Annotated in this window: 20 protein-coding genes and 4 tRNA genes; 1 reads left to right on the plus strand and 23 read right to left on the minus strand. The window is 65.1% G+C overall.

Annotation, left to right across the window (positions count from 1 at the left end; all coding sequences use genetic code 11):
* Positions 1 to 12: 12 nt before the first annotated feature.
* From rsmB to trpE, 22 genes are all read right to left on the minus strand, one after another.
* Positions 13 to 1,401 carry a 16S rRNA (cytosine(967)-C(5))-methyltransferase RsmB gene (gene rsmB / locus AC07XP_RS11995; protein ID WP_495264793.1) on the minus strand — a complete coding sequence of 463 codons (1,389 nt, stop codon included), beginning with the start codon at positions 1,399 to 1,401 and terminating at the stop codon, positions 13 to 15.
* 94 nt (positions 1,402 to 1,495) lie between these two features.
* Entirely contained in the window at positions 1,496 to 2,095 is a 600-nt protein-coding gene (locus AC07XP_RS12000) for a LemA family protein (RefSeq protein WP_489060761.1), read from the minus strand.
* 115 nt (positions 2,096 to 2,210) lie between these two features.
* Entirely contained in the window at positions 2,211 to 6,446 is a 4,236-nt protein-coding gene (gene rpoC / locus AC07XP_RS12005) for a DNA-directed RNA polymerase subunit beta' (protein ID WP_062479330.1), read from the minus strand.
* 21 nt (positions 6,447 to 6,467) lie between these two features.
* Entirely contained in the window at positions 6,468 to 10,592 is a 4,125-nt protein-coding gene (rpoB, locus tag AC07XP_RS12010) for a DNA-directed RNA polymerase subunit beta (RefSeq protein ID WP_369631092.1), read from the minus strand.
* A 300-nt stretch (positions 10,593 to 10,892) separates the two neighbouring features.
* Entirely contained in the window at positions 10,893 to 11,267 is a 375-nt protein-coding gene (gene rplL / locus AC07XP_RS12015) for a 50S ribosomal protein L7/L12 (protein ID WP_070063901.1), read from the minus strand.
* Positions 11,268 to 11,314: 47 nt separating this feature from the next.
* Positions 11,315 to 11,854, minus strand: coding sequence for a 50S ribosomal protein L10 (gene rplJ / locus AC07XP_RS12020; protein WP_056584633.1), 540 nt, complete (start codon positions 11,852 to 11,854; stop codon positions 11,315 to 11,317).
* Positions 11,855 to 12,100: 246 nt separating this feature from the next.
* Positions 12,101 to 12,799, minus strand: coding sequence for a 50S ribosomal protein L1 (gene rplA / locus AC07XP_RS12025; RefSeq protein ID WP_062479319.1), 699 nt, complete (start codon positions 12,797 to 12,799; stop codon positions 12,101 to 12,103).
* Positions 12,800 to 13,231: a 50S ribosomal protein L11 gene (gene rplK / locus AC07XP_RS12030; protein WP_056584627.1), complete on the minus strand. Its 432-nt coding sequence runs from the start codon at positions 13,229 to 13,231 to the stop codon at positions 12,800 to 12,802.
* Between the two features lie 141 nt (positions 13,232 to 13,372).
* Positions 13,373 to 13,984: a transcription termination/antitermination protein NusG gene (nusG, locus tag AC07XP_RS12035; protein WP_062479316.1), complete on the minus strand. Its 612-nt coding sequence runs from the start codon at positions 13,982 to 13,984 to the stop codon at positions 13,373 to 13,375.
* Positions 13,984 to 14,367 carry a preprotein translocase subunit SecE gene (secE, locus tag AC07XP_RS12040; RefSeq protein ID WP_062479313.1) on the minus strand — a complete coding sequence of 128 codons (384 nt, stop codon included), beginning with the start codon at positions 14,365 to 14,367 and terminating at the stop codon, positions 13,984 to 13,986. Before secE ends, nusG begins: the two co-directional genes overlap by 1 nt.
* A 101-nt stretch (positions 14,368 to 14,468) precedes the next feature.
* Positions 14,469 to 14,544: transfer RNA gene (locus AC07XP_RS12045), tRNA-Trp, on the minus strand.
* 21 nt (positions 14,545 to 14,565) lie between these two features.
* Complete coding sequence (gene tuf, locus AC07XP_RS12050; protein ID WP_062478858.1) at positions 14,566 to 15,759, minus strand: elongation factor Tu; 1,194 nt, start codon at positions 15,757 to 15,759, stop codon at positions 14,566 to 14,568.
* A 73-nt stretch (positions 15,760 to 15,832) separates the two neighbouring features.
* Positions 15,833 to 15,907 (minus strand) — tRNA-Thr (locus AC07XP_RS12055).
* A gap of 42 nt (positions 15,908 to 15,949) precedes the next feature.
* Positions 15,950 to 16,023: transfer RNA gene (locus AC07XP_RS12060), tRNA-Gly, on the minus strand.
* A 65-nt stretch (positions 16,024 to 16,088) separates the two neighbouring features.
* Positions 16,089 to 16,174, minus strand: a tRNA-Tyr gene (locus AC07XP_RS12065).
* 94 nt (positions 16,175 to 16,268) lie between these two features.
* Entirely contained in the window at positions 16,269 to 16,991 is a 723-nt protein-coding gene (locus AC07XP_RS12070) for a uracil-DNA glycosylase (protein ID WP_447740738.1), read from the minus strand.
* The gene (gene trpC / locus AC07XP_RS12075; protein ID WP_495264794.1) at positions 16,988 to 17,788 is read right to left on the minus strand and encodes an indole-3-glycerol phosphate synthase TrpC; all 801 of its coding nucleotides are present in this window, start codon (positions 17,786 to 17,788) and stop codon (positions 16,988 to 16,990) included. The genes AC07XP_RS12070 and trpC overlap by 4 nt, the downstream gene beginning before the upstream one ends.
* A gap of 37 nt (positions 17,789 to 17,825) precedes the next feature.
* Positions 17,826 to 18,848 (minus strand): anthranilate phosphoribosyltransferase, encoded by a 1,023-nt coding sequence (gene trpD / locus AC07XP_RS12080; protein ID WP_495264795.1) that lies wholly within the window; start codon positions 18,846 to 18,848, stop codon positions 17,826 to 17,828.
* Positions 18,849 to 18,883: 35 nt separating this feature from the next.
* Positions 18,884 to 19,942: a low-specificity L-threonine aldolase gene (gene ltaE, locus AC07XP_RS12085; RefSeq protein WP_495264796.1), complete on the minus strand. Its 1,059-nt coding sequence runs from the start codon at positions 19,940 to 19,942 to the stop codon at positions 18,884 to 18,886.
* 6 nt (positions 19,943 to 19,948) lie between these two features.
* Positions 19,949 to 20,533, minus strand: coding sequence for an aminodeoxychorismate/anthranilate synthase component II (locus tag AC07XP_RS12090; RefSeq protein ID WP_489062753.1), 585 nt, complete (start codon positions 20,531 to 20,533; stop codon positions 19,949 to 19,951).
* Positions 20,530 to 20,922, minus strand: coding sequence for a GxxExxY protein (locus AC07XP_RS12095; RefSeq protein WP_495264797.1), 393 nt, complete (start codon positions 20,920 to 20,922; stop codon positions 20,530 to 20,532). The genes AC07XP_RS12090 and AC07XP_RS12095 overlap by 4 nt, the downstream gene beginning before the upstream one ends.
* Positions 20,923 to 20,983: 61 nt before the next feature.
* Positions 20,984 to 22,486, minus strand: coding sequence for an anthranilate synthase component I (gene trpE, locus AC07XP_RS12100; protein ID WP_056584602.1), 1,503 nt, complete (start codon positions 22,484 to 22,486; stop codon positions 20,984 to 20,986).
* 334 nt (positions 22,487 to 22,820) lie between these two features.
* Between trpE and AC07XP_RS12105 the strand changes: the two genes are divergently transcribed.
* Positions 22,821 to 23,426 (plus strand): chalcone isomerase family protein, encoded by a 606-nt coding sequence (locus AC07XP_RS12105; protein ID WP_095743420.1) that lies wholly within the window; start codon positions 22,821 to 22,823, stop codon positions 23,424 to 23,426.
* A gap of 16 nt (positions 23,427 to 23,442) precedes the next feature.
* Here AC07XP_RS12105 and AC07XP_RS12110 read toward each other — a convergent pair whose 3' ends face one another.
* Positions 23,443 to 24,120 carry a phosphoglycolate phosphatase gene (locus AC07XP_RS12110; protein ID WP_495264798.1) on the minus strand — a complete coding sequence of 226 codons (678 nt, stop codon included), beginning with the start codon at positions 24,118 to 24,120 and terminating at the stop codon, positions 23,443 to 23,445.
* Positions 24,121 to 24,216: the final 96 nt, after the last annotated feature.

Here is a 24,216-nt window from a genome sequence, read left to right on the forward strand (position 1 = left end):
GACCGGCGGCCGTCAGTGCGGCGCGGGTTTTTCAAGCAGGGCGTAGAAGAAGCCGTCGTGGTCACCAGAGGGATTGTCCGGGACGCCACGGGCATTCGCCCCACTTTGGGGTAGCAAGTGTCCCGGGGACGGCAGCAAACGGGCGTCGGTGTTGCGTACAAGAAACGCATCAATTTGTTGCGAGCCTTCTTCGCGGAACACGGAACAGGTGCAGTAAAGCAGCCGGCCGCCGGGCCGCACGAGCGGCCAGAGCGCCGCCAGCAGCATCGCCTGCTGGGTCGCCAGCTGGGCCGTGTCACTCTCGCGGCGCAGCCAGCGCACGTCGGGATGGCGCCGCACGATGCCCGAAGCGGTGCACGGGGCGTCCAGCAGGATGGCGTCGAACAGGGCGCCGTCCCACCAGTCGGCGGTGCGGCCGGCGTCGGCCACCACCACCTTGGCCTTCAGGCCGAGGCGCGCGAGCGTCTCGTCGATGCGGCGGCTGCGCACGGCGTCGACCTCCAGCGCGGTCACCTCGACGGCGCCGGGGCCGGCCCGTTCGATCAGGTGCGCGGTCTTGCCGCCGGGGGCGGCGCAGGCGTCCAGCACGCGCAGCGGCGCGGCGCCGGGCGTGGCCGGCAGCAGGCCGTCGAGCAGCAAGGGGGCCGCGAGCTGTGCGGCGGCGTCCTGCACCGAGCAGGCGCCGTCGGCGAAACCGGGCAGCTGCTGCACCGGGCGGGCGCGCGCGAGCTGCAGGCCGTCAGCGCCGACGCGCGTGGCCGCGAGGCCCACCGCTTCCAGTTCCAGCAGGTACGCGGCCGGCGTCGATTGCAGCGCGTTGACGCGCAAGGTCATCGGCGCCTGGGCGTTGTCGGCCGACAGCACGCGCTGCCAGTCGCGCGGATGGTCGCGCTTGAGGCGTTCGATCCACCAGCGCGGGTGGTTCCACTGCGCGACCGGTTCGGTGTCGGTGGCGGCCACGAGCTCGTCGCGCTCGCGCAGGAAGCGGCGCAGGCAGGCGTTGATGAAGCTGGCCTGTGCCCGCGTGGCCGGGTTGCGCTTGGCGGCTTCCACGGCCTGGTCGACCAGCGTGAAGGGTTCGTAAGGGGCGTGGTCGCTGTGCCAGGCCAGCGCGAGCGCGGTGCATAGCAAGGCGTCGGGCAATGGCGGTGGCGTGCGCTTGGCCAGGTGGCGGCGCAGCGCCTCGGCGCGGCCGAGCCAGCGCAGCACCTGGAAGCCGAGCGCCTGCACGCCGGGGCGCAGCGCGGGCTCGACGGCCTCGAACGCGACGGTGCCCGAGGTGCCGGCGCGAATCGACGCCAGCGCCCCTGCGGTCAGTTGCAGTTGGCGCCAGAGCGGCGGTTGTTGCGGCGCCGAGGAAGCGCTGCCCGAAGAGGGGTCGGAGGAAAGATCTGCTGGCAAGTTGGAGCCGATGGTAACGGGCGAGAAAGACAGCACGCCGCGCGGTGGGAATGGAAACGAAGGCGTTACCCGCCTGTCGTCGGGTCGAGGCCGGTCAGAGCAAGGGCGCCGCAGGCCGCAGGCGCACGATCCAGGCCACCAGCAGCGCCGGGAACTGGGCGATGCCCGCGTTGTACTGCGCCACGGCCAGGTTGAACTGGCCGCGTGCGATTTCCGCCGCCGCCGAGGGCTCGGGCCAGGCAATGGGCGCGGCCGGATCGGACGCGCCACCCAGGCCGGGCATCAGCGGCGCGGGCCGCGAGAGCGTGCCGTCCGCGTCGAACACGGTGACCGCGCCCGGGTACTGGCGCCGCCATGCGGCGATGAGCACCTGCAGCGCAGTGGCCAGCGCCGCCATGCTGCCCGGGTCGAGCGGGCGCACCCGCGTCGCGCCGAGCAGGGTCGCGAGCTGCGTCGTGGCGGCCTGCAGCGGCGCCACGGTGGGCGCGCCTTCGGGCGGCGACTCGGGCCGGGGCGCCGCGGTGATGCTGGCCTGGACGAAATCGAGCTGCTTGCGAAGCGCCACGTCGAGCACGGCGTAGGCTTGGAGCACGGCCGCGCGCAGTCGCACCAGCCGGTTGTAGGCGCCCACGAACCAGAACAGCAGCAGCGCGGCAACGAGCCAGCCGGCCAGCGAATCGGGCAGGACGCTCATCGGAAACAGAACCTCTTGGTCATCGGTCGGACCCCTGCGAACACAAAGAAAAACGCCCCCCGACCGGAGCGGTCGGAGGGCGTGGGCAACCGGTCATGCCGGTGATGCTAACCAGTTATTCGGTCGCGGCGCCTTCGTTGGCGTCCACCGTGCTGGTCGCTGCATCGCTGTCGCCGGAGCCGGCCAGTTCGGCAGCTTCCGACTCGGCGATGGCGCGGCGCTCGGCCTCGTCCATGGCGTCCTTGACCTTGCGGGCCTGGTGGTAGGCCATGCCGGTGCCTGCGGGAATCAGGCGGCCGACGATGACGTTTTCCTTCAGGCCACGCAGCTCGTCGCGCTTGCCCATGATCGCGGCTTCGGTCAGCACGCGCGTCGTTTCCTGGAACGAAGCGGCCGAGATGAACGAGTCGGTCGACAGCGACGCCTTCGTGATACCCAGCAGCAGGTTGGTGAACGTCGCGGGGATCTTGCCTTCGGCGCGCAGGGCGTCGTTGGTGTTGAGCATTTCGCTGCGTTCGACCTGTTCGCCGGAGATGTAGCTCGTGTCGCCGATGTTGTCGACCACGACGCGGCGCAGCATCTGGCGAACGATCACCTCGATGTGCTTGTCGTTGATCTTCACACCCTGCAAACGGTACACGTCCTGCACTTCGTCCACGATGTAGCGCGCGAGTTCTTCCGAACCCAGCAGGCGCAGGATGTCCTGCGGGTCCGCCGGACCGTCGACCACGCTTTCGCCCTTGTTCACCACCTGGCCTTCGTGCACCAGGATGTTCTTTTCCTTCGGCACGAGGTCTTCGTAGACGCCGCCTTCGGGATCGGTGATCTGCAGGCGAATCTTGCCCTTGGTCTCTTTACCGAACGACACGGTACCGGTCATTTCGGCCAGCATGCCCTTGTCCTTCGGCGAACGGGCTTCGAACAGCTCGGCCACGCGCGGCAGACCGCCGGTGATGTCTCGGGTCTTCTGACCTTCGACCGGGATGCGTGCCAGCACTTCGCCGGGGCCCACGTCCTGGCCGTCGCGGATCTGCACCAGGGCGCCAATCGGGAAGCCGATCGTCACCGAGTGGTCGGTGCCGGGGATCTTCACTTCCAGGCCTTGGGCGTCGATCAGCTTGACCTGCGGACGCACGACCTTGGCAGCGCCGCGGCGCTTCGGGTCGATCACGACCAGGGTCGACAGACCGGTCACTTCGTCCACCTGCTTGGCGACCGTCAGGCCTTCCTCGACGTTCTCGAACTGCGCCTTGCCGGCGAACTCGGTAATGATCGGGCGGGTCAGCGGGTCCCAGTTGGCGAGCACGTGGCCGGCCTTGATCTGCTGGTCGGCCTTGACCGTCAGCGTGGCGCCGTACGGCACCTTGTGACGCTCGCGCTCACGGCCGTGCTCGTCATGGATGACGATCTCGCCCGAACGCGAAATCACGACCAGCTCGCCCTTGCTGTTGGTCACGTAGCGCATCGTGGCGTTGAAGCCGATCGAGCCGTTCGACTTGGCTTCCACGCTCGAGGCGATGGCAGCGCGCGAAGCGGCACCACCGATGTGGAAGGTACGCATCGTCAGCTGCGTGCCGGGTTCGCCGATGGACTGGGCAGCGATCACACCGACGGCTTCGCCGATGTTGATCAGGCCGCCGCGGCCCAGGTCGCGGCCGTAGCAGGTCGCGCAGATGCCGAAACGCGTTTCGCAGGTCAGCGCGGTGCGAACCTTGACTTCGTCGACGCCCTGGGCTTCCAGTGCTTCGATGTTGTCTTCGTCGAACATCTCGCCGGCCTTGAGCAGCACCGAACGGTTTTCCGGGTGCAGCACGTCGTCCGCCGCCGAGCGGCCGAGGATTCGGTCGCGCAGCGACTCGATCACTTCACCGCCTTCGACGATGGCGCGCATCAGGTAGCCGCCGTGCGTGCCGCAGTCCTGCTCGGTCACGACCAGGTCTTGCGTCACGTCGACCAGACGACGGGTCAGGTAACCCGAGTTCGCCGTCTTCAGCGCCGTGTCGGCCAGACCCTTACGGGCACCGTGGGTGGAGATGAAGTACTCCAACACGTTCAGGCCTTCGCGGAAGTTCGCGGTAATGGGCGTCTCGATGATCGAGCCGTCCGGCTTGGCCATCAGGCCCCGCATACCGGCCACCTGGCGAATCTGCGCTGCGGAACCGCGGGCGCCGGAGTCGGCCATCATGTAGATGGAGTTGAACGACTCCTGCTCGACTTCCTTGCCGTGGCGGTCGATGACCTTCTGCTTGGACAGCTTGGCCATCATGACCTTCGACACTTCGTCGCCGGCCTTGCCCCAGATGTCCACCACCTTGTTGTAGCGCTCGCCGGAGGTCACGAGACCGGAGACGTACTGCTGTTCGATCTCCTTCACTTCCTTGGCCGAGCGCTCGATGATGCCGTGCTTCTCAGCGGGCACCAGCATGTCGTCGATCGCGATCGAGATGCCGGCCTTGGTCGCCAGGCGGAAGCCGTTTTGCAGCAGCTTGTCGGCGAACACGACGGTCTCTTTCAGGCCGCACTTGCGGAACGAGACGTTGATGAGCTTGGAGATTTCCTTCTTCTTCAGCGCCTTGTTGATGTTCGAGAACGGCAGGCCCTTGGGCAGGATCTCGGACAGCAGGGCACGGCCCACGGTGGTGTCCACGAGCGAGGTCGACGGCGTGAACACGCCGGTTTCCTTGTCCTTGGTGTACTCCGTGATACGCACCGCGACCTTGGCGGTGAGCTCGACTTCGTTGGCGTCCAGCGCGCGCTGCACTTCACCGATGTCGGAGAAGATCAGGCCCTCGCCCTTGCCGTTGATGCGGTCGCGGGTCGTGTAGTACAGACCCAGCACCACGTCCTGCGAAGGAACGATCGACGGTTCGCCCGAAGCCGGGAACAGCACGTTGTTGGAGGCCAGCATCAGCGTGCGGGCTTCCATCTGCGCTTCCACCGACAGCGGCACGTGGACAGCCATCTGGTCGCCGTCGAAGTCGGCGTTGAAGGCCGCGCAAACGAGCGGGTGCAGCTGGATGGCCTTGCCTTCGATCAGGATCGGCTCGAACGCCTGGATGCCCAAACGGTGCAGCGTAGGTGCACGGTTCAGCATGACCGGGTGTTCCTTGATCACTTCTTCCAGGATGTCCCAGACCACCGGCGTGCCCGATTCGACTTCCTTCTTGGCAGCCTTGATCGTGGTCGCGATGCCCATGGCTTCCAGGCGCGAGAAGATGAAGGGCTTGAACAGCTCGAGCGCCATCAGCTTGGGCAGGCCGCACTGGTGCAGCTTGAGCGTCGGGCCCACCACGATGACCGAACGGCCCGAGTAGTCCACGCGCTTGCCCAGCAGGTTCTGGCGGAAACGACCGCTCTTGCCCTTGATCATGTCGGCCAGCGACTTCAGCGCGCGCTTGTTGGCGCCCGTCATGGCCTTGCCACGGCGGCCGTTGTCCAGCAGCGAGTCGACCGCTTCCTGCAGCATCCGCTTTTCGTTGCGCGCGATGATTTCCGGAGCCTTCAGCTCCAGCAGGCGGCGCAGACGCGAATTGCGGTTGATGACGCGGCGGTACAGGTCGTTCAGGTCGGAGGTCGCGAAGCGGCCGCCGTCCAGCGGCACCAGCGGACGCAGGTCCGGCGGCAGCACGGGCAGCACTTCGAGCACCATCCACTGGGGCTTGATGCCCGACTTGCGGAAGGCCTCGAGCACCTTCAGGCGCTTGGAGTTCTTCTTGACCTTGACTTCGGAGCCGGTCAGGTCGCCGCGCAGGCGTTCGATCTCGCTGTCGAGTTCGATGCCTTCGAGCAGGTCCTTGATGCCTTCGGCGCCCATCTTGGCGATGAACTCGTCACCGTATTCCTTGCGCTTGGCGTCGTAGTCGTCCTCGGACATGATGCCGAACTTCTTCAGCGGGGTCATGCCGGGGTCGGTGATCACGTACGCTTCGAAATACAGCACGCGTTCGATGTCGCGCAGCGTCATGTCGAGCACGAGGCCCAGACGCGACGGCAGCGACTTCAGGAACCAGATGTGGGCGCAGGGCGCGGCCAGGTCGATGTGACCCATGCGCTCGCGACGCACCTTGGTCTGCGTGACTTCAACGCCGCACTTCTCGCAGATCACGCCGCGGTGCTTCAGGCGCTTGTACTTGCCGCACAGGCACTCGTAGTCCTTGATGGGGCCGAAGATCTTGGCGCAAAACAGACCGTCGCGCTCGGGCTTGAACGTGCGGTAGTTGATCGTCTCAGGCTTCTTCACCTCGCCGAAAGACCACGAACGGATCTTCTCGGGCGAAGCCATGCCGATCTTGATGGCATCGAAATGCTCATCGGGCGTGAATTGCTTGAACAGGTCGAGTAGCGATTTCATAAGACTCTTTCCCTTTTCAACTTAGGAACGCTCGAGCTCGATGTCGAGACCCAGCGAACGAATTTCCTTGACCAGCACGTTGAACGATTCCGGCATGCCGGCTTCGATCGAGTGCTCGCCCTTGACGATGCTTTCGTACACCTTGGTACGGCCTTGCACGTCGTCGGACTTCACGGTCAGCATTTCCTGCAGGACGTAGGCGGCGCCGTAAGCTTCCAGCGCCCACACTTCCATTTCACCGAAACGCTGGCCGCCGAACTGCGCCTTGCCGCCCAGCGGTTGCTGCGTGACGAGCGAGTACGGGCCGGTCGAACGGGCGTGCATCTTGTCGTCCACCAAGTGGTGCAGCTTCAAGAAGTGCATGTAGCCGACGGTGACGGGACGCTCGAACTGGTCGCCAGTGCGGCCGTCGTACAGGTAAGCCTGCGTGCGCGTCTCGGTCAGGCCCTTGAGCTTGGCGATGTCGTCCGGGTAGGCGAGCTTGAGCATGCCGCGGATTTCTTCTTCCGAGGCGCCGTCGAACACCGGCGTCGCGAAGGTCGCGCCGCTTTGCAGGTTGGCCGCCATGGCGAGCAGCTCGGTGTCGCTCAGCTGGTCGAGCTCTTCCTTGCGGCCGGAGCCGTTGTACAGCTGCTCCATGAACTTGCGCAGCTCGGCCACCTTGGCCTCTTGCTGCAGCAGGTCACCGATGCGCTGGCCGATGCCCTTGCCGGCCCAGCCCAGATGCACTTCGAGCACCTGACCCACGTTCATCCGCGAAGGCACGCCCAGCGGGTTCAGGCAGATGTCGCACGGCGTGCCGTCGGCCATGTGGGGCATGTCTTCGACCGGAACGATCTTGGACACCACACCCTTGTTGCCGTGACGGCCGGCCATCTTGTCGCCGGGTTGCAGGCGGCGCTTGACGGCCAGGTAGACCTTGACCATCTTGAGCACGCCCGCGGGCAGCTCGTCGCCCTGCGTGAGCTTCTTGCGCTTTTCTTCGAACGCGAGGTCGAAGCTGTGGCGCGTCTGCTCGAGCGAGTTCTTGATCGACTCGAGTTGCGAGGCCACGTCGTCTTCCGCCGGGCGGATGTCGAACCAGTGGAACTTCTCGACCGACGACAGGTAGGCCTTGTCGAGCTTGGTGCCCTTGGCCAGCTTGTTCGGGCCGCCGTTGGCGACCTTGCCGGTCAAGAGCTTCTCGATACGGTCGAACGCGTCGGCTTCGACGATGCGCAGCTGGTCGTTCAGGTCGAGGCGGAAGCGCTTGAGCTCATCGTCGATGATCTGCTGGGCGCGCTTGTCGCGCTGGATGCCTTCGCGGGTGAACACCTGCACGTCGATCACGGTGCCTTGCGAGCCCTGGTCCACGCGCAGCGAGGTGTCCTTCACGTCGGAAGCCTTCTCGCCGAAGATGGCGCGAAGCAGCTTCTCTTCCGGCGTCAGCGTGGTCTCGCCCTTCGGCGTGACCTTGCCCACCAGCGTGTCGCCCGGCTGCACTTCGGCACCGACATAGATGATGCCGGATTCGTCGAGGCGGTTGAGCTGCTGCTCGGCCAGGTTCGGGATGTCGCGCGTGATTTCTTCGGCGCCCAGCTTCGTGTCGCGAGCCATCACCACCAGTTCCTCGATGTGGATCGAGGTGTAGCGGTCTTCGGCGACGACGCGTTCCGAGATCAGGATCGAGTCTTCGAAGTTGTAGCCGTTCCAGGGCATGAACGCGATCAGCATGTTCTGGCCCAGGGCCAGTTCGCCGAGGTCGGTCGATGCGCCGTCGGCCACCACGTCGCCCTTGGCGATCTTGTCGCCGCGCTTGACGATGGGACGCTGGTGGATGTTGGTGTTCTGGTTCGAACGCTGATACTTGATCAGGTTGTAGATGTCCACACCGACTTCACCGGCAGCCGCTTCGGCGTCGTTCACGCGCACCACGACACGGGTCGCATCGACGTAGTCGACGATACCGCCGCGGGTGGCCGTGACCACGGTGCCCGAGTCGACCGCGGAAACGCGCTCGATGCCGGTACCGACCATCGGCTTTTCGGGACGCAGCACAGGCACGGCCTGACGCTGCATGTTGGCGCCCATCAACGCGCGGTTCGCGTCGTCGTGCTCCAGGAACGGCACGAGCGAGGCAGCCACCGACACGATCTGCGCGGGCGACACGTCCATGTACTGGATGCGCTCGGCACCGACCAGGATCGATTCGCCGGCTTCACGCGCGGAGACCAGGTCGCCGGTCAGCTTGCCGTCCTTGTCCAGGACCGCGTTGGCCTGGGCGATGACGTACTTGCCTTCTTCGATGGCCGACAGGTAGTCGATGTCCATCGTGACCTTGCTGTCGACCACGCGGCGGTACGGCGTCTCGATGAAGCCGTACTCGTTCAGGCGGGCGTACAGGGCCAGCGAGTTGATCAGGCCGATGTTCGGGCCTTCAGGCGTTTCGATCGGGCACACGCGGCCGTAATGGGTCACGTGCACGTCGCGCACTTCGAAGCCTGCACGTTCACGCGTCAGACCACCCGGGCCAAGGGCCGACACGCGGCGCTTGTGGGTGATTTCGGACAGCGGGTTCGTCTGGTCCATGAACTGCGACAGCTGCGACGCACCGAAGAATTCCTTCAGCGCGGCCGAGATCGGCTTGCTGTTGATCAGGTCGTGCGGCATCAGCGGCTCTTGCTCGGCCTGACCCAGACGTTCCTTCACGGCCTTCTCGATACGCGCCAGGCCGGTGCGGTACTGGTTTTCGGCCAGTTCGCCGACGCAACGCACGCGGCGGTTGCCCAGGTGGTCGATGTCGTCGACTTCGCCGTTGCCGTTGCGCAGGTCCACGAGGATCTTGACGACGGCCAGGATGTCTTCGTTGGTCAGCACCATCGGGCCGGTCGATTCGTCGCGGCCGACCTTGGCGTTGAACTTCATGCGGCCCACGCGCGACAGGTCGTACGTGTCCGGGTTGTAGAACAGGCGCTGGAACAGGGCCTGCACCGCGTCTTCCGTCGGCGGCTCGCCGGGGCGCATCATGCGGTAGATGGCCACGCGCGCGGCGAACTCGTCCACCGTTTCGTCGATGCGCAGCGTTTGCGAGATGTACGCGCCCTGGTCCAGTTCGTTCGTGTAGATGACCTGGATGTCCTGCACGCCAGCCGTGCGCAGCTTCTTGAGCAGCGCTTCGGTCAGCTCGTCGTTGGCCTTGGCCAGGATTTCGCCGGAGTCGGCGTCGACGATGTTGCGAGCGATGACGCGGCCGACCAGGAAGTCTTCCGGCACGCTGATGTGCGTGGTGCCGCCCTGCTCGAGCTCACGCGTGTGGCGCGCGGTGACGCGCTTGTCCTTGGCGACCACGACCTTGCCCGACTTGTCGGTGATGTCGAAGCGCGCGACTTCGCCGCGCAGGCGCTCGGAGACGAACTCCATCTGCGCGCCGCTGTCCATCAGGCGGAAGTTGTCGTTCACGAAGAAGTTCGCGAGGATCGATTCCGGGTTCAGGCCGATGGCCTTCAGCAGGATCGTGACCGGCATCTTGCGGCGACGGTCCACGCGGAAGTACAGCATGTCCTTCGGGTCGAACTCGAAGTCGAGCCACGAACCGCGGTAGGGAATCACGCGGGCCGAGAACAGCAGCTTGCCCGAGCTGTGCGTCTTGCCCTTGTCGTGTTCGAAGAACACGCCAGGCGAACGGTGCAGCTGCGAGACGATCACGCGCTCGGTGCCGTTGATGATGAACGAACCCTTGTCGGTCATGAGCGGCACTTCGCCCATGTAGACCTCTTGTTCCTTCACTTCCTTGACCACCTTCGACTGCGAGGTCGACGACTCGCGGTCATAGATGATGAGCTGCACCTTGGCGCGCACGGCCGAGGCGAAGGTCAGACCACGGGTCTGGCACTCACGCACATCGAACGCCGGCTTCGCCAGGTTGTACTCGAGGAACTTCATCTCGACGAAACCGTTGTGCGAGACGATCGGGAAGGCGGCGTCGAACGCGGCCTGCAGGCCTTCGACGGTGCGTTGTTTGGGGGCGATGCCGGCTTGCAGGAACGCGGTGTACGCGTCCTTCTGCATCTGCAGCAGGTAAGGGATTTCGACGACGCTGTCGCGGTTACCGAAACTTTTTCGGATGCGCTTGCGTTCGGTGTAACTGTACGCGGACGATTGGGCCATGAGAGCTCCGGTGCTTGAGATCTTCAGCGACTTGTCAGCAGTGCCGGGCGAACGGCACCACTGCTTGGCGGCTGGCCACTACCAGCCGTTGGCGGACGGCGATGCATTGCACATCGCCCGAACCAAGGGGTCTTCTGCAGTCGGGTTCAGAAGACACTCAAAAACGTCTTGGCTTTTGCTTTTTCATCGACCTTTCGGTCTCTGAGAAAACCGGCGCCAAGCCGGCTTTTGGGTGCGCTCTGAAAGCGGCAAAGGCTGGAGGGCCTTTTCAGGCACCTCCAGCCCTCTAGGGGGTCTGAATTACTTCAGTTCCACCTTGGCGCCGGCATCTTCCAGCTTCTTCTTGGCGGCTTCAGCGTCAGCCTTCGACAGGCCTTCCTTGACAGCCTTGGGAGCGGCTTCCACCAGGTCCTTGGCTTCCTTGAGGCCCAGGCCGGTGATTTCGCGCACGGCCTTGATCGCCGACACCTTGTTCGCGCCAGCATCCATCAGCATGACGTTGAATTCGGTTTGCTCTTCAGCGACTGCAGCAGCAGCGCCACCGCCGGCAGCGGGTGCCGACATGGCTGCGGCGCTCACGCCAAACTTCTCTTCGATGGCCTTCACCAGGTCGTTGAGTTCCAGGACCGTCATTGCGTCGAGCGCGGTCAGAAATGCGTCTTTATCGAATGCCATTTTTGTTTCCTAACAATTGGGTTGAATATTCAAAAACGAGGGCGCGCTCAGGCGGCCTGCGCTTCTTCTGCCGGTGCATCGGCGACGGGTGCAGCTTCGCCACCACCACGCTTCTCGGCCAGCGCCGCGAGCACGCGGGCGGTACGAGAGATCGGGGATTGCATCAAGCCCAGCAGTTGCGCCAGCAGCACTTCCTTGGAAGGGATGTTGGCCAGTTGCTTCACGCCTTCGACGTCCAGGGCCTTGCCACCGAATGCGCCACCGCGAATCACCAACTTGTCGTTGGTCTTCGCGAAATTGGCCACCACCTTTGCGGCAGCCACAGCGTCTTCGGAGAAGCCATAGATCAGCGGACCGGTCATCTGGTCGCCGACGATCTCAAACGGGCTGCCAGCGACAGCACGGCGAGCCAGCGTGTTCTTCAGAACACTCAGGGTCACACCGTTGCTGCGCGCTTCGCTGCGCAGTTTGGTCATATCGGCCACCGTGATGCCACGGTATTCCGCCATCACGAGCGTTTGAGCTTTTGCGGCGAGGCTGGTCACATCACTGATGACCGCTTCTTTCTCACTGCGATTCAGACTCAAGGTCTACTCCTTTTAATGCGACCTTCGGCCGGGGCCTCGGATCGCGCTTCATGCAGCGACCAACTGTTTCGGAACAAAAATCAAATTCCTTGCAGTGGGGTCGCCATCTGCGCTGGATACCGGAAGGATCGATCCGGCCATTAAGTGCAGCGCCCTGCACACCAGCGGTCTTGGATGGCTCGCGGCAACCGAAGCTGCCGCGACCCACCACATTCGCCCTCTCCTTGCGGGATCGGGCCAATCTCTTTAGCTTGCCGAGATGGTTTGCGTGTCCACGCGGACACCCAGACCCATCGTCGACGACACAGCCACCTTGCGCAGGTACACGCCCTTGCTGGTCGCCGGCTTGGCCTTGACCAGAGCGTCGATCAGCGCAGCGAGGTTGCCTTGCAGCTTGTCGTTGTCGAACGAGCGACGGCCGATCGTGCCGTGGATGATGCCGGCCTTGTCGACGCGGAATTGGACCTGGCCAGCCTTGGCGTTCTTGACAGCGGTGGCGACGTCAGGCGTCACGGTGCCAACCTTGGGGTTGGGCATCAGGCCACGCGGGCCGAGGATCTGACCGAGCGTACCGACGACGCGCATGGCATCGGGGGCAGCGATCACGACGTCGAAAGGCATGTCGCCAGCCTTGACCATCGCAGCCAGGTCGTCCATGCCGACGATGTCGGCGCCGGCGGCCTTGGCTTCTTCAGCCTTGGCGCCTTGGGCGAACACGGCGACGCGCTTGGTCTTGCCGGTGCCGTTCGGCAGCACGACAGCACCGCGAACCACCTGGTCCGACTTCTTCGCGTCGATGCCCAGTTGCACGGCCACGTCGATCGATTCGTCGAACTTGGCGGTGGCGGCATCCTTGACGATGACGATGGCGTCAGCCAGGGGGTACAGCTTGTTGCTGTCGACCTTGCCTTGCAGCGACTTTTGCTTCTTGGTGATCTTGGACATTTACACGCCCTCCACATTCACGCCCATCGAGCGGGCCGAGCCGGCGATGGTGCGAACTGCTGCGTCGAGGTCGGCGGCAGTCAGGTCCTTCATCTTGGCCTTGGCGATTTCTTCGAGCTGAGCGCGCGTGATCTTGCCGACCTTGTCGGTGTGCGGACGGGCCGAGCCCTTGTCCAGCTTGATGGCCTTCTTGATCAAGGTGATCGCCGGGGGCGTCTTGATGATGAAGGTGAAGCTCTTGTCAGCGAACGCGGTGATGACCACCGGCAGCGGCAGACCCGGCTCGACGCCTTGGGTTTGCGCGTTGAACGCCTTGCAGAACTCCATGATGTTCAGACCGCGCTGACCCAGTGCGGGACCGATCGGCGGGGACGGGTTGGCCTTACCAGCTGGCACTTGCAGCTTGATGAAGCCGACGATTTTTTTCGCCATGCTTTGCTCCTTGCGGGTGATATCGCCTTGGCTCTCGCCGCGGCTCCCCGGGGTTAAACGACTCTTCGATCAAGACCGCGCGCCGAGTCGGACAACGCGCAGCCGGAAACTGGCAGGCCCGCCCGAAGGCAGGCCATGGGATCAGGTCTTCTCGACCTGACCGAATTCGAGCTCCACAGGGGTGGCGCGGCCGAAAATCATGACCGACACGCTGACCTTGCTCTTCTCGTAGTTGACGTCTTCCACCGTGCCATTGAAGTCGGTGAACGGGCCTTCCTTGACGCGCACGAACTCACCCACGGTGAACTCGACCTTGTGGCGCGGCTTCTCGGTGCCCTGCTGCATCTGGTTGACGATGTCCTCGACCTCTTTCTGCGAGATCGGGGCCGGACGGTTCTTGGCACCGCCCACGAAACCCGTCACCTTGTTGGTGTGCTTCACCAGGTGCCAGCTCTCGTCGTCCATGATCATTTCGACCAGCACGTAGCCCGGGAAGAAACGGCGCTCGGTGGTGCGCTTCTGGCCGTTCTTGATCTCGACCACTTCTTCGGTCGGAACCAGGATGCGGCCGAACTTGTCCTGCATGCCGGCGCGGGTGATGCGCTCGGTGATGTTGCGCTCGACAGCCTTTTCCATGCCCGAGTAGGCATGCACCACGTACCAACGCAGATCAGGGTTGGCAGCGGGGGTCAGGAGAGGGTTCTGCTCCTCTTCCGGCGTGCTCTGCGTGGTTTCAACTGCGTCGTCGGTCATTATTTTCTCCAGCCCAGAATGAGGTCAAAGAACACCCATTCGAGCGTCTTGTCGGTGAGCCAGAGGAAGACGGACATGATCGCCACAAAGGCGAACACATAGGCCGTCATCTGCATCGATTCCTTGCGGGTCGGCCACACGACCTTCTTGACCTCGCGCCACGAGTCACGACCGAAAGCCCACAGCTGACGGCCATTCTCGGAGCTGCCGAAGGCGCCCACGGCCGCGGCCAGGCCGACCAGCAGCGCAGCCCATTGCACCAGCGAGCCTTGGCGCGACAGCAGGTAGAACGCCACGATGGCGCCCACTGCCAGCACCACCGCCGCAGCCAGCTTGGCTTTGTCGGCACCCGTGCTCACGGTTTCGATTTGAGAAGTGGCCATGTCGGCTGATTTCCTGTGGCCTCGCGGCCTTCAATTCAATGCGTCTCTTGAGACGCCGAAGCCCATCGGATCGCGATGGGCTTGTCGGGGTGCCACCTAGGTGGCAGGGGCAGTAGGAATCGAACCTACAACCTTCGGTTTTGGAGACCGACGCTCTGCCAATTGAGCTATACCCCTCCGGTACTCTTTTCGCTCGACTTAGATGTCGAGGATCTTGGCCACGACGCCCGAACCCACGGTACGGCCGCCTTCACGGATGGCGAAGCGCAGGCCTTCTTCCATCGCGATCGGGTTGATCAGCTTCACGGTGATGCTGACGTTGTCGCCAGGCATGACCATTTCCTTGTCCGCGGGCAGCTCGATCGCGCCGGTCACGTCCGTCGTGCGGAAGTAGAACTGCGGACGGTAGTTGTTGAAGAACGGCGTGTGACGGCCGCCTTCGTCCTTGGACAGGACATACACCTCGGCGGTGAAGTGCACGTGCGGCTTGATCGAGCCGGGCTTGCACAGCACTTGGCCGCGTTCGACTTCTTCGCGCTTCGTGCCGCGCAGCAGCACGCCGACGTTGTCGCCAGCTTGACCTTGGTCCAGCAGCTTGCGGAACATTTCCACGCCGGTGCAGGTGGTCTTGACGGTGGGGCGGATACCGACGATTTCGATTTCTTCGCCGACCTTGATCACGCCGCGCTCGACAGCGCCGGTCACCACGGTGCCGCGACCCGAGATCGAGAACACGTCTTCCACGGGCATCAGGAACGTGCCGTCCACAGCGCGCTCGGGCGTGGGGATGTACGTGTCCAGGGCTTCTGCCAGCTTCATGATGGCGCCTTCACCCAGGTCACCCTTGTCGCCTTCCAGGGCGAGCTTGGCCGAGCCGTGGATGATGGGGGTGTCGTCGCCGGGGAATTCGTACTTGTCGAGGAGTTCGCGAACTTCCATTTCGACCAGCTCGAGCAGTTCCTTGTCGTCGACCATGTCGCACTTGTTCAGGAACACGATGATGTAGCCCACGCCCACCTGGCGAGCCAGCAGGATGTGTTCACGGGTCTGGGGCATCGGGCCGTCAGCGGCCGAGCACACCAGGATGGCGCCGTCCATCTGGGCAGCGCCGGTGATCATGTTCTTCACGTAGTCGGCGTGGCCGGGGCAGTCGACGTGTGCGTAGTGGCGGTTGGCCGTTTCGTACTCGACGTGCGCGGTATTGATCGTAATGCCGCGAGCCTTTTCTTCAGGCGCTGCGTCGATCTGGTCGTAAGCCTTGGCTTCGCCGCCGAACTTGGCCGACAGCACGGTGGCGATCGCAGCCGTCAGCGTGGTCTTGCCGTGGTCAACGTGACCGATCGTGCCCACGTTCACGTGCGGCTTGGTGCGGGTGAATTTACCTTTTGCCATTTTTCGACTCCGAAAAAAACGATTTCAACGCATGCAGATGGGTCGCAAGCCTGTCGTTGCAACCCCAGAAAACTGGTGCCCTTTGCGGGAATCGGACCCGCGACCTCTCCCTTACCAAGGGAGTGCTCTACCACTGAGCCAAAAGGGCTTTTGTTCTAACCAAATCGCTTCCGGCGCCGAACCGGGTCTCTGGAGCGGGAGACGGGAATCGAACCCGCGTCATCAGCTTGGAAGGCTGGGGTTCTACCATTGAACTACTCCCGCATCGGGGGCACTTCAAGGCACCCAAAGCGCTAGATCCAATCGCTCTTAGAAACCAAATTCATCGCTGGTGGAGAGGGCTGGATTCGAACCAGCGTACTCGTAAGAGGGCAGATTTACAGTCTGCTGCCATTAACCACTCGGCCACCTCTCCGGCGAACCTCGAAATATAGCACGATTTTGTGACTACACAGGATTCCCAGCAAAAGATGAAGCGTGGAAACCTGCTCGAGGTGTGAAGCCTCTGATTATGAGCGAAGTTCGGAGCCTCCCGACTGCTGCGCCTCACGCCATGCACGGGCTTGACCAAAATGACCGCAGCCGATGAACGGAACCGGCGGCCGGAGCGCAGAAAGCGGCGAGGGATGATTCGACATCAGCACCTTATGGCGCCCAACGTCGATCAACGCACGCTTACTTTGCGCGTGCGAGCCCCATAGCATAAAAACAACAGGTCGCTCGCCCTGCGCCACATGGCGAATCACGGCGTCGGTCAGCACCTCCCAGCCGCGGCCTGCATGGCTGGCCGGCTGGGCTTCCTCGACCGTCAGACAGGTGTTGAGCAGCAGCACGCCGTGCGTCGCCCATTTCACAAGACTGCCGCCCGGGTTCGGAAACGCCGGCGGCGGCGTGCCCAGGTCGCGCTGGAGCTCCTTGAAGATGTTGCGCAGCGACGGCGGCAGCGCCACGCCCGACGCCACCGAGAAGGCCAGCCCCTCGGCCTGCCCGCGCCCGTGGTATGGGTCCTGGCCCAGGATCACCACCCGCACGTCTTCCGGCGGCGTGAGTTCCAGCGCCCGCAGCGGCTGCGGCGGAAAGATCACCGCCCCCGCGTCGAGGCGCTCGCGCAGGAAACCCTGCAGCTTCTGGCCGACCGCGCCGGCAAAGAACTCGTCGACCAGCGGCTGCCAGCCCGGTGCCACCGGCCAGTCGGCAGGATCGCTGCTCGACAGCTGGTCCGGCCGCGTCATTTGAACAATGCGGCGAGTGCCTCGCCGGGTTCCTTGGCGCGCATGAAGGCTTCGCCGACGAGGAAGGCGTTGACGCCCGCGCCGCGCAGCGTGGCGACGTCCTCGCGCGTGGCGATGCCCGATTCGGTCACCGGCAGGCGATCGGCCGGCAGCTTCGGCAGCAAATCGATGGTGGCCTGGATCGACACCTCGAAGTTGCGCAGGTTGCGGTTGTTGACGCCGATGAGCGGTGTCTTGAGCTTCAGCGCGCGATCGAGCTCGCCCGCGTCGTGCACCTCGACCAGCACCGCCATGCCCAGCCCGCGCGCGATGGCCTCGTAGTCCTTGATCTGCGCGTCGTCGAGGCAGGCGGCGATCAGCAGGATCGCGTCGGCGCCCATCGCGCGCGACTCGTACACCTGGTAGGCGTCGACGATGAAATCCTTGCGCAGCACGGGCAGGTCGCACGAGGCGCGCGCCTGCTTCAGGTAGTCGACGCCGCCCTGGAAGAACTGCTTGTCGGTCAGCACCGAGAGGCAGGCCGCGCTCACCACGCCGTCGCCCTCGGCATAGCTTTGCGCGATGTCGGCCGGAATGAAGTCTTCGCGCAGCACGCCCTTGCTCGGGCTGGCCTTCTTGACCTCGGCGATCACCGCCGCCTGGCCGGCCGCGATCTTGGCGCGCAAGGCGGCCTCGAAGTCGCGCGTGAGCACGCGGCTTTCGGCGTCGAAGCGCACGGCTTCGAGCGGGGCACGCTTCAGTGCAGCGGCGACTTCCTGGTGTTTGACGGCGACGATCTTGTCGAGAATGTCTGACATGGCTTGCTCTGCTTTCGGTGGCACGACGGCCTGATTCTCAGAAGGAGGTGGAGGCCTTGACCAGCTCGTCGAGCTTGGCCCTGGCCGCACCCGACGCGATGGCCTGGCGCGAGCGCTCCACGCCCGCCGGCACCGAGTCGACCACGTTGGCTGCGTACAGCGCCGCGCCCGCGTTGAGGAGCACGATGTCCAGCGCCGGACCGGCCTGGTTGTCCAGCACGCCGATCAGCATGGCCTTCGACTGCTCGGGCGTCTCGACGCGCAGCGAACGGTTGCTCGCCATCTGGAAGCCGAAATCTTCCGGGTGCAGTTCGTACTCGCGGATTTCGCCGTCCTTGAGCTCGCCGATCATGGTGGCAGCGCCCAGTGAGATCTCGTCCATGCCGTCGCGGCCGTAGACCACCAGCGCATGCTCGGCGCCGAGGCGTTGCAGCGCACGCACCTGGATGCCCACGAGGTCGGGGTGAAACACGCCCATCAGGATGTTCGGTGCGCCGGCCGGGTTGGTCAGCGGGCCGAGGATGTTGAAGATCGTCTTGATGCCGAGCTCCTTGCGCACCGGCGCGACGTTCTTCATCGCGGGATGGTGGTTCGGCGCGAACATGAAGCCGATGCCGACCTGCGCGATGCACTGCGCGATCTGCTCGGGCTTGAGGTTGATGTTGACGCCCAGCGACTCCAGCACGTCGGCACTGCCCGACTTGCTCGACACGCTGCGCCCGCCATGCTTGCTCACCTTGGCGCCGGCCGCGGCCGCGACGAACATCGAGCAGGTCGAGATGTTGAAGGTGTGCGAGCCGTCGCCGCCGGTGCCGACGATGTCCACGAGGTTCGTGGTGTCGGCCACGGGCACCTTGGTCGACACCTCGCGCATCACCTGCGCGGCGGCGGTGATTTCGCCGATGGTTTCCTTCTTCACGCGCAGGCCGGTGATCAGCGCGGCCATCATCACGGGCGAACACTCGCCGCTCATGATGAGCCGCACGATGTGCAGCATCTCGTCGTGGAAGACTTCGCGGTGTTCGATGGTGCGCTGCAGCGCTTCCTGGGGGGTGATCATGAAGAGTCTCCTCGGTGTGTGCGTATCGGCAGGCCTCAAGCCTTGAAGAAGCCGCGGATCGCCGCGACGGCGCGGTCGACGCCCGCGGCATCGACATCCAGGTGCGTCACGAAGCGCAGGCGGTACAGCCCGGTCGCGAGGATGCCCCGCTGGTTGAGGCTGGCGAGCAGTTCCGCGGAACGCGCCTGCGCCGCCCCCGTGAGATCGACGAACACGATGTTCGTGTGCGGCGCCTCGACCTTCAGGCCGTCGATGCCCTCGAGCCCCTGTGCGAGGCGCTGCGCCAGCGCATGGTCGTCCGCCAGGCGGTCGATGTGGTGGTCGAGCGCATGCGAGGCCGCCGCCGCCAGCAGGCCGGCCTGCCGCATGCCGCCGCCCGCCATCTTGCGGATGCGGTGGGCGCGCGCGATGAACTCGCGCGAACCGACCAGCGTCGAGCCGATGGGTGCGCCCAGGCCCTTGCTGAAGCACACCGACACGCTGTCGAAGCACTGCGCGATACGGCGGGCTTCGGCGCGGATGTCGGTTCGCTTGTTCAGCGCAGCCTGTGCGGTGGCGGCATTGAAAAGCCGCGCGCCATCCAGGTGCCGCTGCAGCCCCTTGCTTTTCGCCAGGTCGGTCGCGGCCTGCACGTACTCGAAGGGCAGCAGCTTGCCGCCCAGCGTGTTCTCCAGCGCCAGCAGCTTCGTGCGCGCAAAGTGCGCGTCATCGGGCTTGATGGCCGCCTCGATCTGCGCGAGCGGCAGCGTGCCGTCGGGTGCGTGGTCCAGCGGCTGCGGCTGCACGCTACCGAACACCGCGGCGCCGCCGCCTTCCCAGCGGTAGGCATGCGCCTGCTGGCCGACGATGTACTCGTCGCCGCGGCCGCAGTGCGACAGGATCGCGCACAGGTTGCTCTGCGTGCCGGTAGGCACGAACAGCGCCGCCTCGAAGCCCAGCAGCGCGGCGATCTTCTCCTGCAGCGCATTGACGCTCGGGTCGGTGCCGAAGACGTCGTCGCCCAGCGGCGCAGCCGCCATGGCCTCGCGCATCGCGGGCGTGGGCTGCGTGACGGTGTCGCTGCGCAGGTCGACGATGGGAGTGCGTTCGGTCATGGTGGGTCAGTCCAGAAAGTTCTTAAGCATGGCGTGGCCGTGCTCGGTGAGGATCGATTCGGGATGGAACTGCACGCCTTCGATGCGCACGTCGTGCGCAAAGCCGGTGTGCCGCACGCCCATGATCTCGCCGTCGTCGGTCCAGGCGGTGACAGCCAGTTCCTTCGGGCAGCTCTCGCGCTCGATCGAGAGCGAGTGGTAGCGGTTGACGATGAACTTCTGCGGCAGCCCCGCGAACACGCCCTCTTGCGTGGTCGTGATCTCGCTGGTCTTGCCGTGCATGAGCTGCTGCGCGCGCACGATCTTGCCGCCGAAGGCCGCGCCGATGGCCTGGTGGCCCAGGCACACGCCCAGAATGGGCAGCTTGCCCGCGAAGGCCTCGATGGCCGCCACCGACACGCCCGCCTCGGCCGGCGAACACGGCCCCGGCGACACCACCAGCCGCGTCACGCCCGAGGCGATCAGCGCGCCGATCTGCTCGAGGGTGATCTCGTCGTTGCGGTGCACCTGCACGTCCGCTCCCAGCTCGCCGAAGTACTGGACGATGTTGTAGGTGAACGAATCGTAGTTGTCGATCATCAGCAGTTTCATGGCTTGCTCACAATCCGGTGCACGCCCTTGACGACGGGGAACACGTTGAAGTTGATCAGGAGGCCCAGCTTGAGGCCCGACAGGCGCAGTGCGGCGAGCACCTGCGCGCGGTGCAGGTCGGTCAGCACATCGACGGCGCGCAGCTCGACGATGACCGACTGCTCGATCACGAAGCCCGCGCGGTACACCTCGCCGAGCGACCGGCCCTTGTAGCTGGCCGACAGCGCCACGTCGCGCGTGAAGCCTATCTCGCGTTCGGCGAGTTCGATGGCCAGTGCTGCAGCGTAGGCGCCCTCGTCGAGCCCCGTGCCGAGCACGCGCTGCACCTCGACGGCGGCACCGATGATCTCGTGCGAGAAGTCGTTCTGGATGTCCGGTGCGGAATTCATCGTATTACCTCCGTGCTGCGCACTGCGGTGCGAGCTTGCTTGGGGCGGCCCGGCGCTGCGCTCATTCCAGGCCTTCCTCGACCAGTTCGGCGGCGCGCAGGAGTGCGCGCGCCTTGGCTTCTGTTTCCTTCCACTCCAGCTCGGGCACCGAGTCGGCGACCACGCCGGCCGCAGCCTGCACGTGCAGCATCTGGTCCTTGACGATGCCGGTGCGGATCGCGATGGCCACGTCCATGTCGCCCGCGTAGCTGATGTAGCCGCAGGCGCCGCCGTAGAGGCCGCGCTTGGTGGGCTCCAGCTGGTCGATGAGTTCCATCGCATGCACCTTGGGCGCTCCGGTCAGCGTGCCGGCGGGGAACGTGGCCTTGAGCACGTCGATGGCGGTCATGCCGTCCTTCAGCGTGCCTTCGACGTTGCTCACGATGTGCATCACGTGGCTATAGCGCTCCACCGCGAAGGCCTCGGTCACCTTCACGGTGCCGGTCTTGGCGATGCGGCCGATGTCGTTGCGCGCCAGGTCGATCAGCATCACGTGCTCGGCGCGCTCCTTCGGGTCGTTGATGAGTTCCACCTCGGCCGCCTTGTCGAGCTCGATCGACGCGCCGCGCGGGCGCGTGCCGGCCAGCGGGCGGATGGTGATCTTCTGCTCGCCGTCGCCCGTGTTCTCCTGGCGCACCAGGATCTCGGGCGAGGCGCCCACCACGTGGAAGTCGCCCAGGTTGTAGTAGTACATGTAGGGCGACGGGTTCAGCGAACGCAGCGCGCGGTACAGCGACAGCGGCGACTCGGTGTAGCGCTTGCTGATGCGCTGGCCCACCTGCACCTGCATGAAGTCGCCGGCGGCGATCATCTCCTTGGCACGCTCCACGGCCGCGAGGTAGTCGGCCTTGGCGAAGCTGCGCTCGGGCGGATGCGCCTGCGTGGGCTTCACGACGGGCGCACTCACCGAGTACTTGAGCTTGTCCTTCAGCTCGCGCAGGCGGCGCTTGCCCACGGCGTAGGCCTCGGGCTGCTTCGGGTCGGCGTAGACGATGAGGTACAGCTTGCCCGACAGGTTGTCGATGACCGCGAGTTCTTCGCACTGCAGCAGCAGGATGTCGGGGCAGCCCAGCGCGTCGGGCGGGCAGCTCTTTTCGAGCTTGCGCTCGATGTGGCGCACGGTGTCGTAGCCGAAGTAGCCGGCCAGGCCGCCACAGAAGCGCGGCAGGCCGGGCCGCAGCGCGACCTTGAAGCGCTTCTGGTAGTCGGCCACGAAGTCCAACGGGTTGCCCTTGGCGGTCTCGACGACCTGGCCGTCGGTCACGACTTCGGTGACGGCCTCGTCGCCGAAGCCCGAGGCACGCAACAAGGTGCGCGCCGGCAGGCCGATGAAGCTGTAGCGCCCGAAGCGCTCGCCACCCACGACCGATTCGAGCAGGAAGCTGTGCTTGCCGCCGCCCTGCGAATGGGCGAGTTTCAGATAGAGGGAAAGCGGCGTTTCGAGGTCGGCAAAGGCCTCGGCCATCAGCGGGATGCGGTTGTAGCCCTGGGCGCTGAGGCTCTTGAATTCAAGTTCGGTGATCACGGATCGTTCTCCAGTTGCCTGCCGACGCTCCTTTGGCCGGTGGCAAGGTCATTCACGAGAGTGGCCCGGTGCCGGCATGCGTGCCGGCTCGGAACCGCGGGCGCACGGCGTGCGCCGCGCAATCAAACAGTCAGCGATGTATGGCGACGCCAGGGCCAGGCTCCCCGGCTGCCTTCACCTGTTTGAATGATGTGATGAACGAACATGGAGCGCCGAGTTTAGCCCACGAAAACGAGGCCTTGTGCAACCGCAGGCTTCAGGGTTCCCCCGGAGCCTCTCGGATAAAACGAAAAGATACATTCGCACGACCGTTCGCAAATTCAAGGAGACTCACTTGCTCGCACCCCTGCTCCCGGCCGTGTTCTCCCGCCTCGCGGCGCTCGCTGTCCTGTCGGCCGCGCTCTGCGGCAGTGCCTTCGCGGCGCAGGTCGAGGTGGCGGGCGTCAAGCTCGACGACCAGATGGACCTGCGCGGCGCCCCGCTGGTGCTCAACGGCGCGGGCATCCGCTACAAGACCATCATCAAGGTCTACACGGCCGGCCTGTACCTGGGCAAGAAGGCCTCGACCACCGAAGAGGCGCTGGCCGTGCCGGGCCCCAAGCGCGTGGCGATCACGATGCTGCGCGACATCGACGCCAACGAGCTCGGCAAGCTCTTCGTCAAGGGCGTGGAAGACAACTCGCCCAAGAGCGAGATGGTCAACCTGATCCCCGGCCTGTTGCGCATGGGCCAGATGTTCGCGGACCAGAAACAGCTCAAGGCCGGCGACACCTTCACCATCGACTGGGTGCCCGGTACGGGCACGCTGATCACGGTGCGCGGCGTGCCGCAGCCCGACCCGGTGAAGGAAGTGGCGTTCTTCAATGCGCTGATGCGCATCTGGCTCGGCCCGAACCCGGCCGACTGGAAGCTGAAGGACGCGCTGCTCGGCAAGCAGTAAGTAGCCGGGCGGCCCGTCAGGCCGCCGCGAGGTCGGCCAGCGATTCCACGAAGCCGTCCGCATCCACGCCGCGCACCGGCTCGCCGTGGTTGTAGCCGTAGGTCACGAGCACCACGGGGCAGCCGGCGGCGCGCGCGGCACGCGCGTCGTTGCTCGAATCGCCCACCATCAGCGTGCGCGCGGGCACCGTGCCCAGCGCCTCGCAGGTCTTCAGCAGCGGCAGCGGATCGGGCTTCTTGCGCTCGAAGGCGTCGCCGCCGAACACCTGCTCGAAGAAGCCGTCGAGCCCCTTCGCGGCCAGCAGCGGCTTGGCGAAGGAGGTCGGCTTGTTCGTGAGGCAGGCCAGTCGCAGCCCGCGCGCGCGCAGCGCCTTCAGGCCCTCGACCACGCCGGGGTAGGCGGACGAATACCGGCCGTTGATCTCGAGGTAGTGGTGCTGGTAGCGCTCCCACGCGCGATCGAACAGCGCCGCCGGGGCCGGTGCACCCACGTGCGCCAGCGCCGACAGGATCAGGTGCTCCGAGCCCTTGCCCACCATGCGCTCGATGGCGGCGGGCGCCACCGGCGGCAGCTCGAGGTCGCGCAGCATGCGGTTCAGGGCTTCGGCAAAGTCGCCGAGCGTGTCGACCATGGTGCCGTCGAGGTCGACGATGGCGGCGTCGAAGCGGGAGAGATCGGTGCGAAGAGTGTCCAAAACAGGCGGCTCCCGGGGAGCGAAGTGGGTGGTGGATGCGCGAGGCACGCATTGTCCCCCGGCCGCAAAATAGGCGCCCATGACCCCCACGACGCC

The organism is Variovorax sp. GW531-E2, from assembly GCF_059423125.1.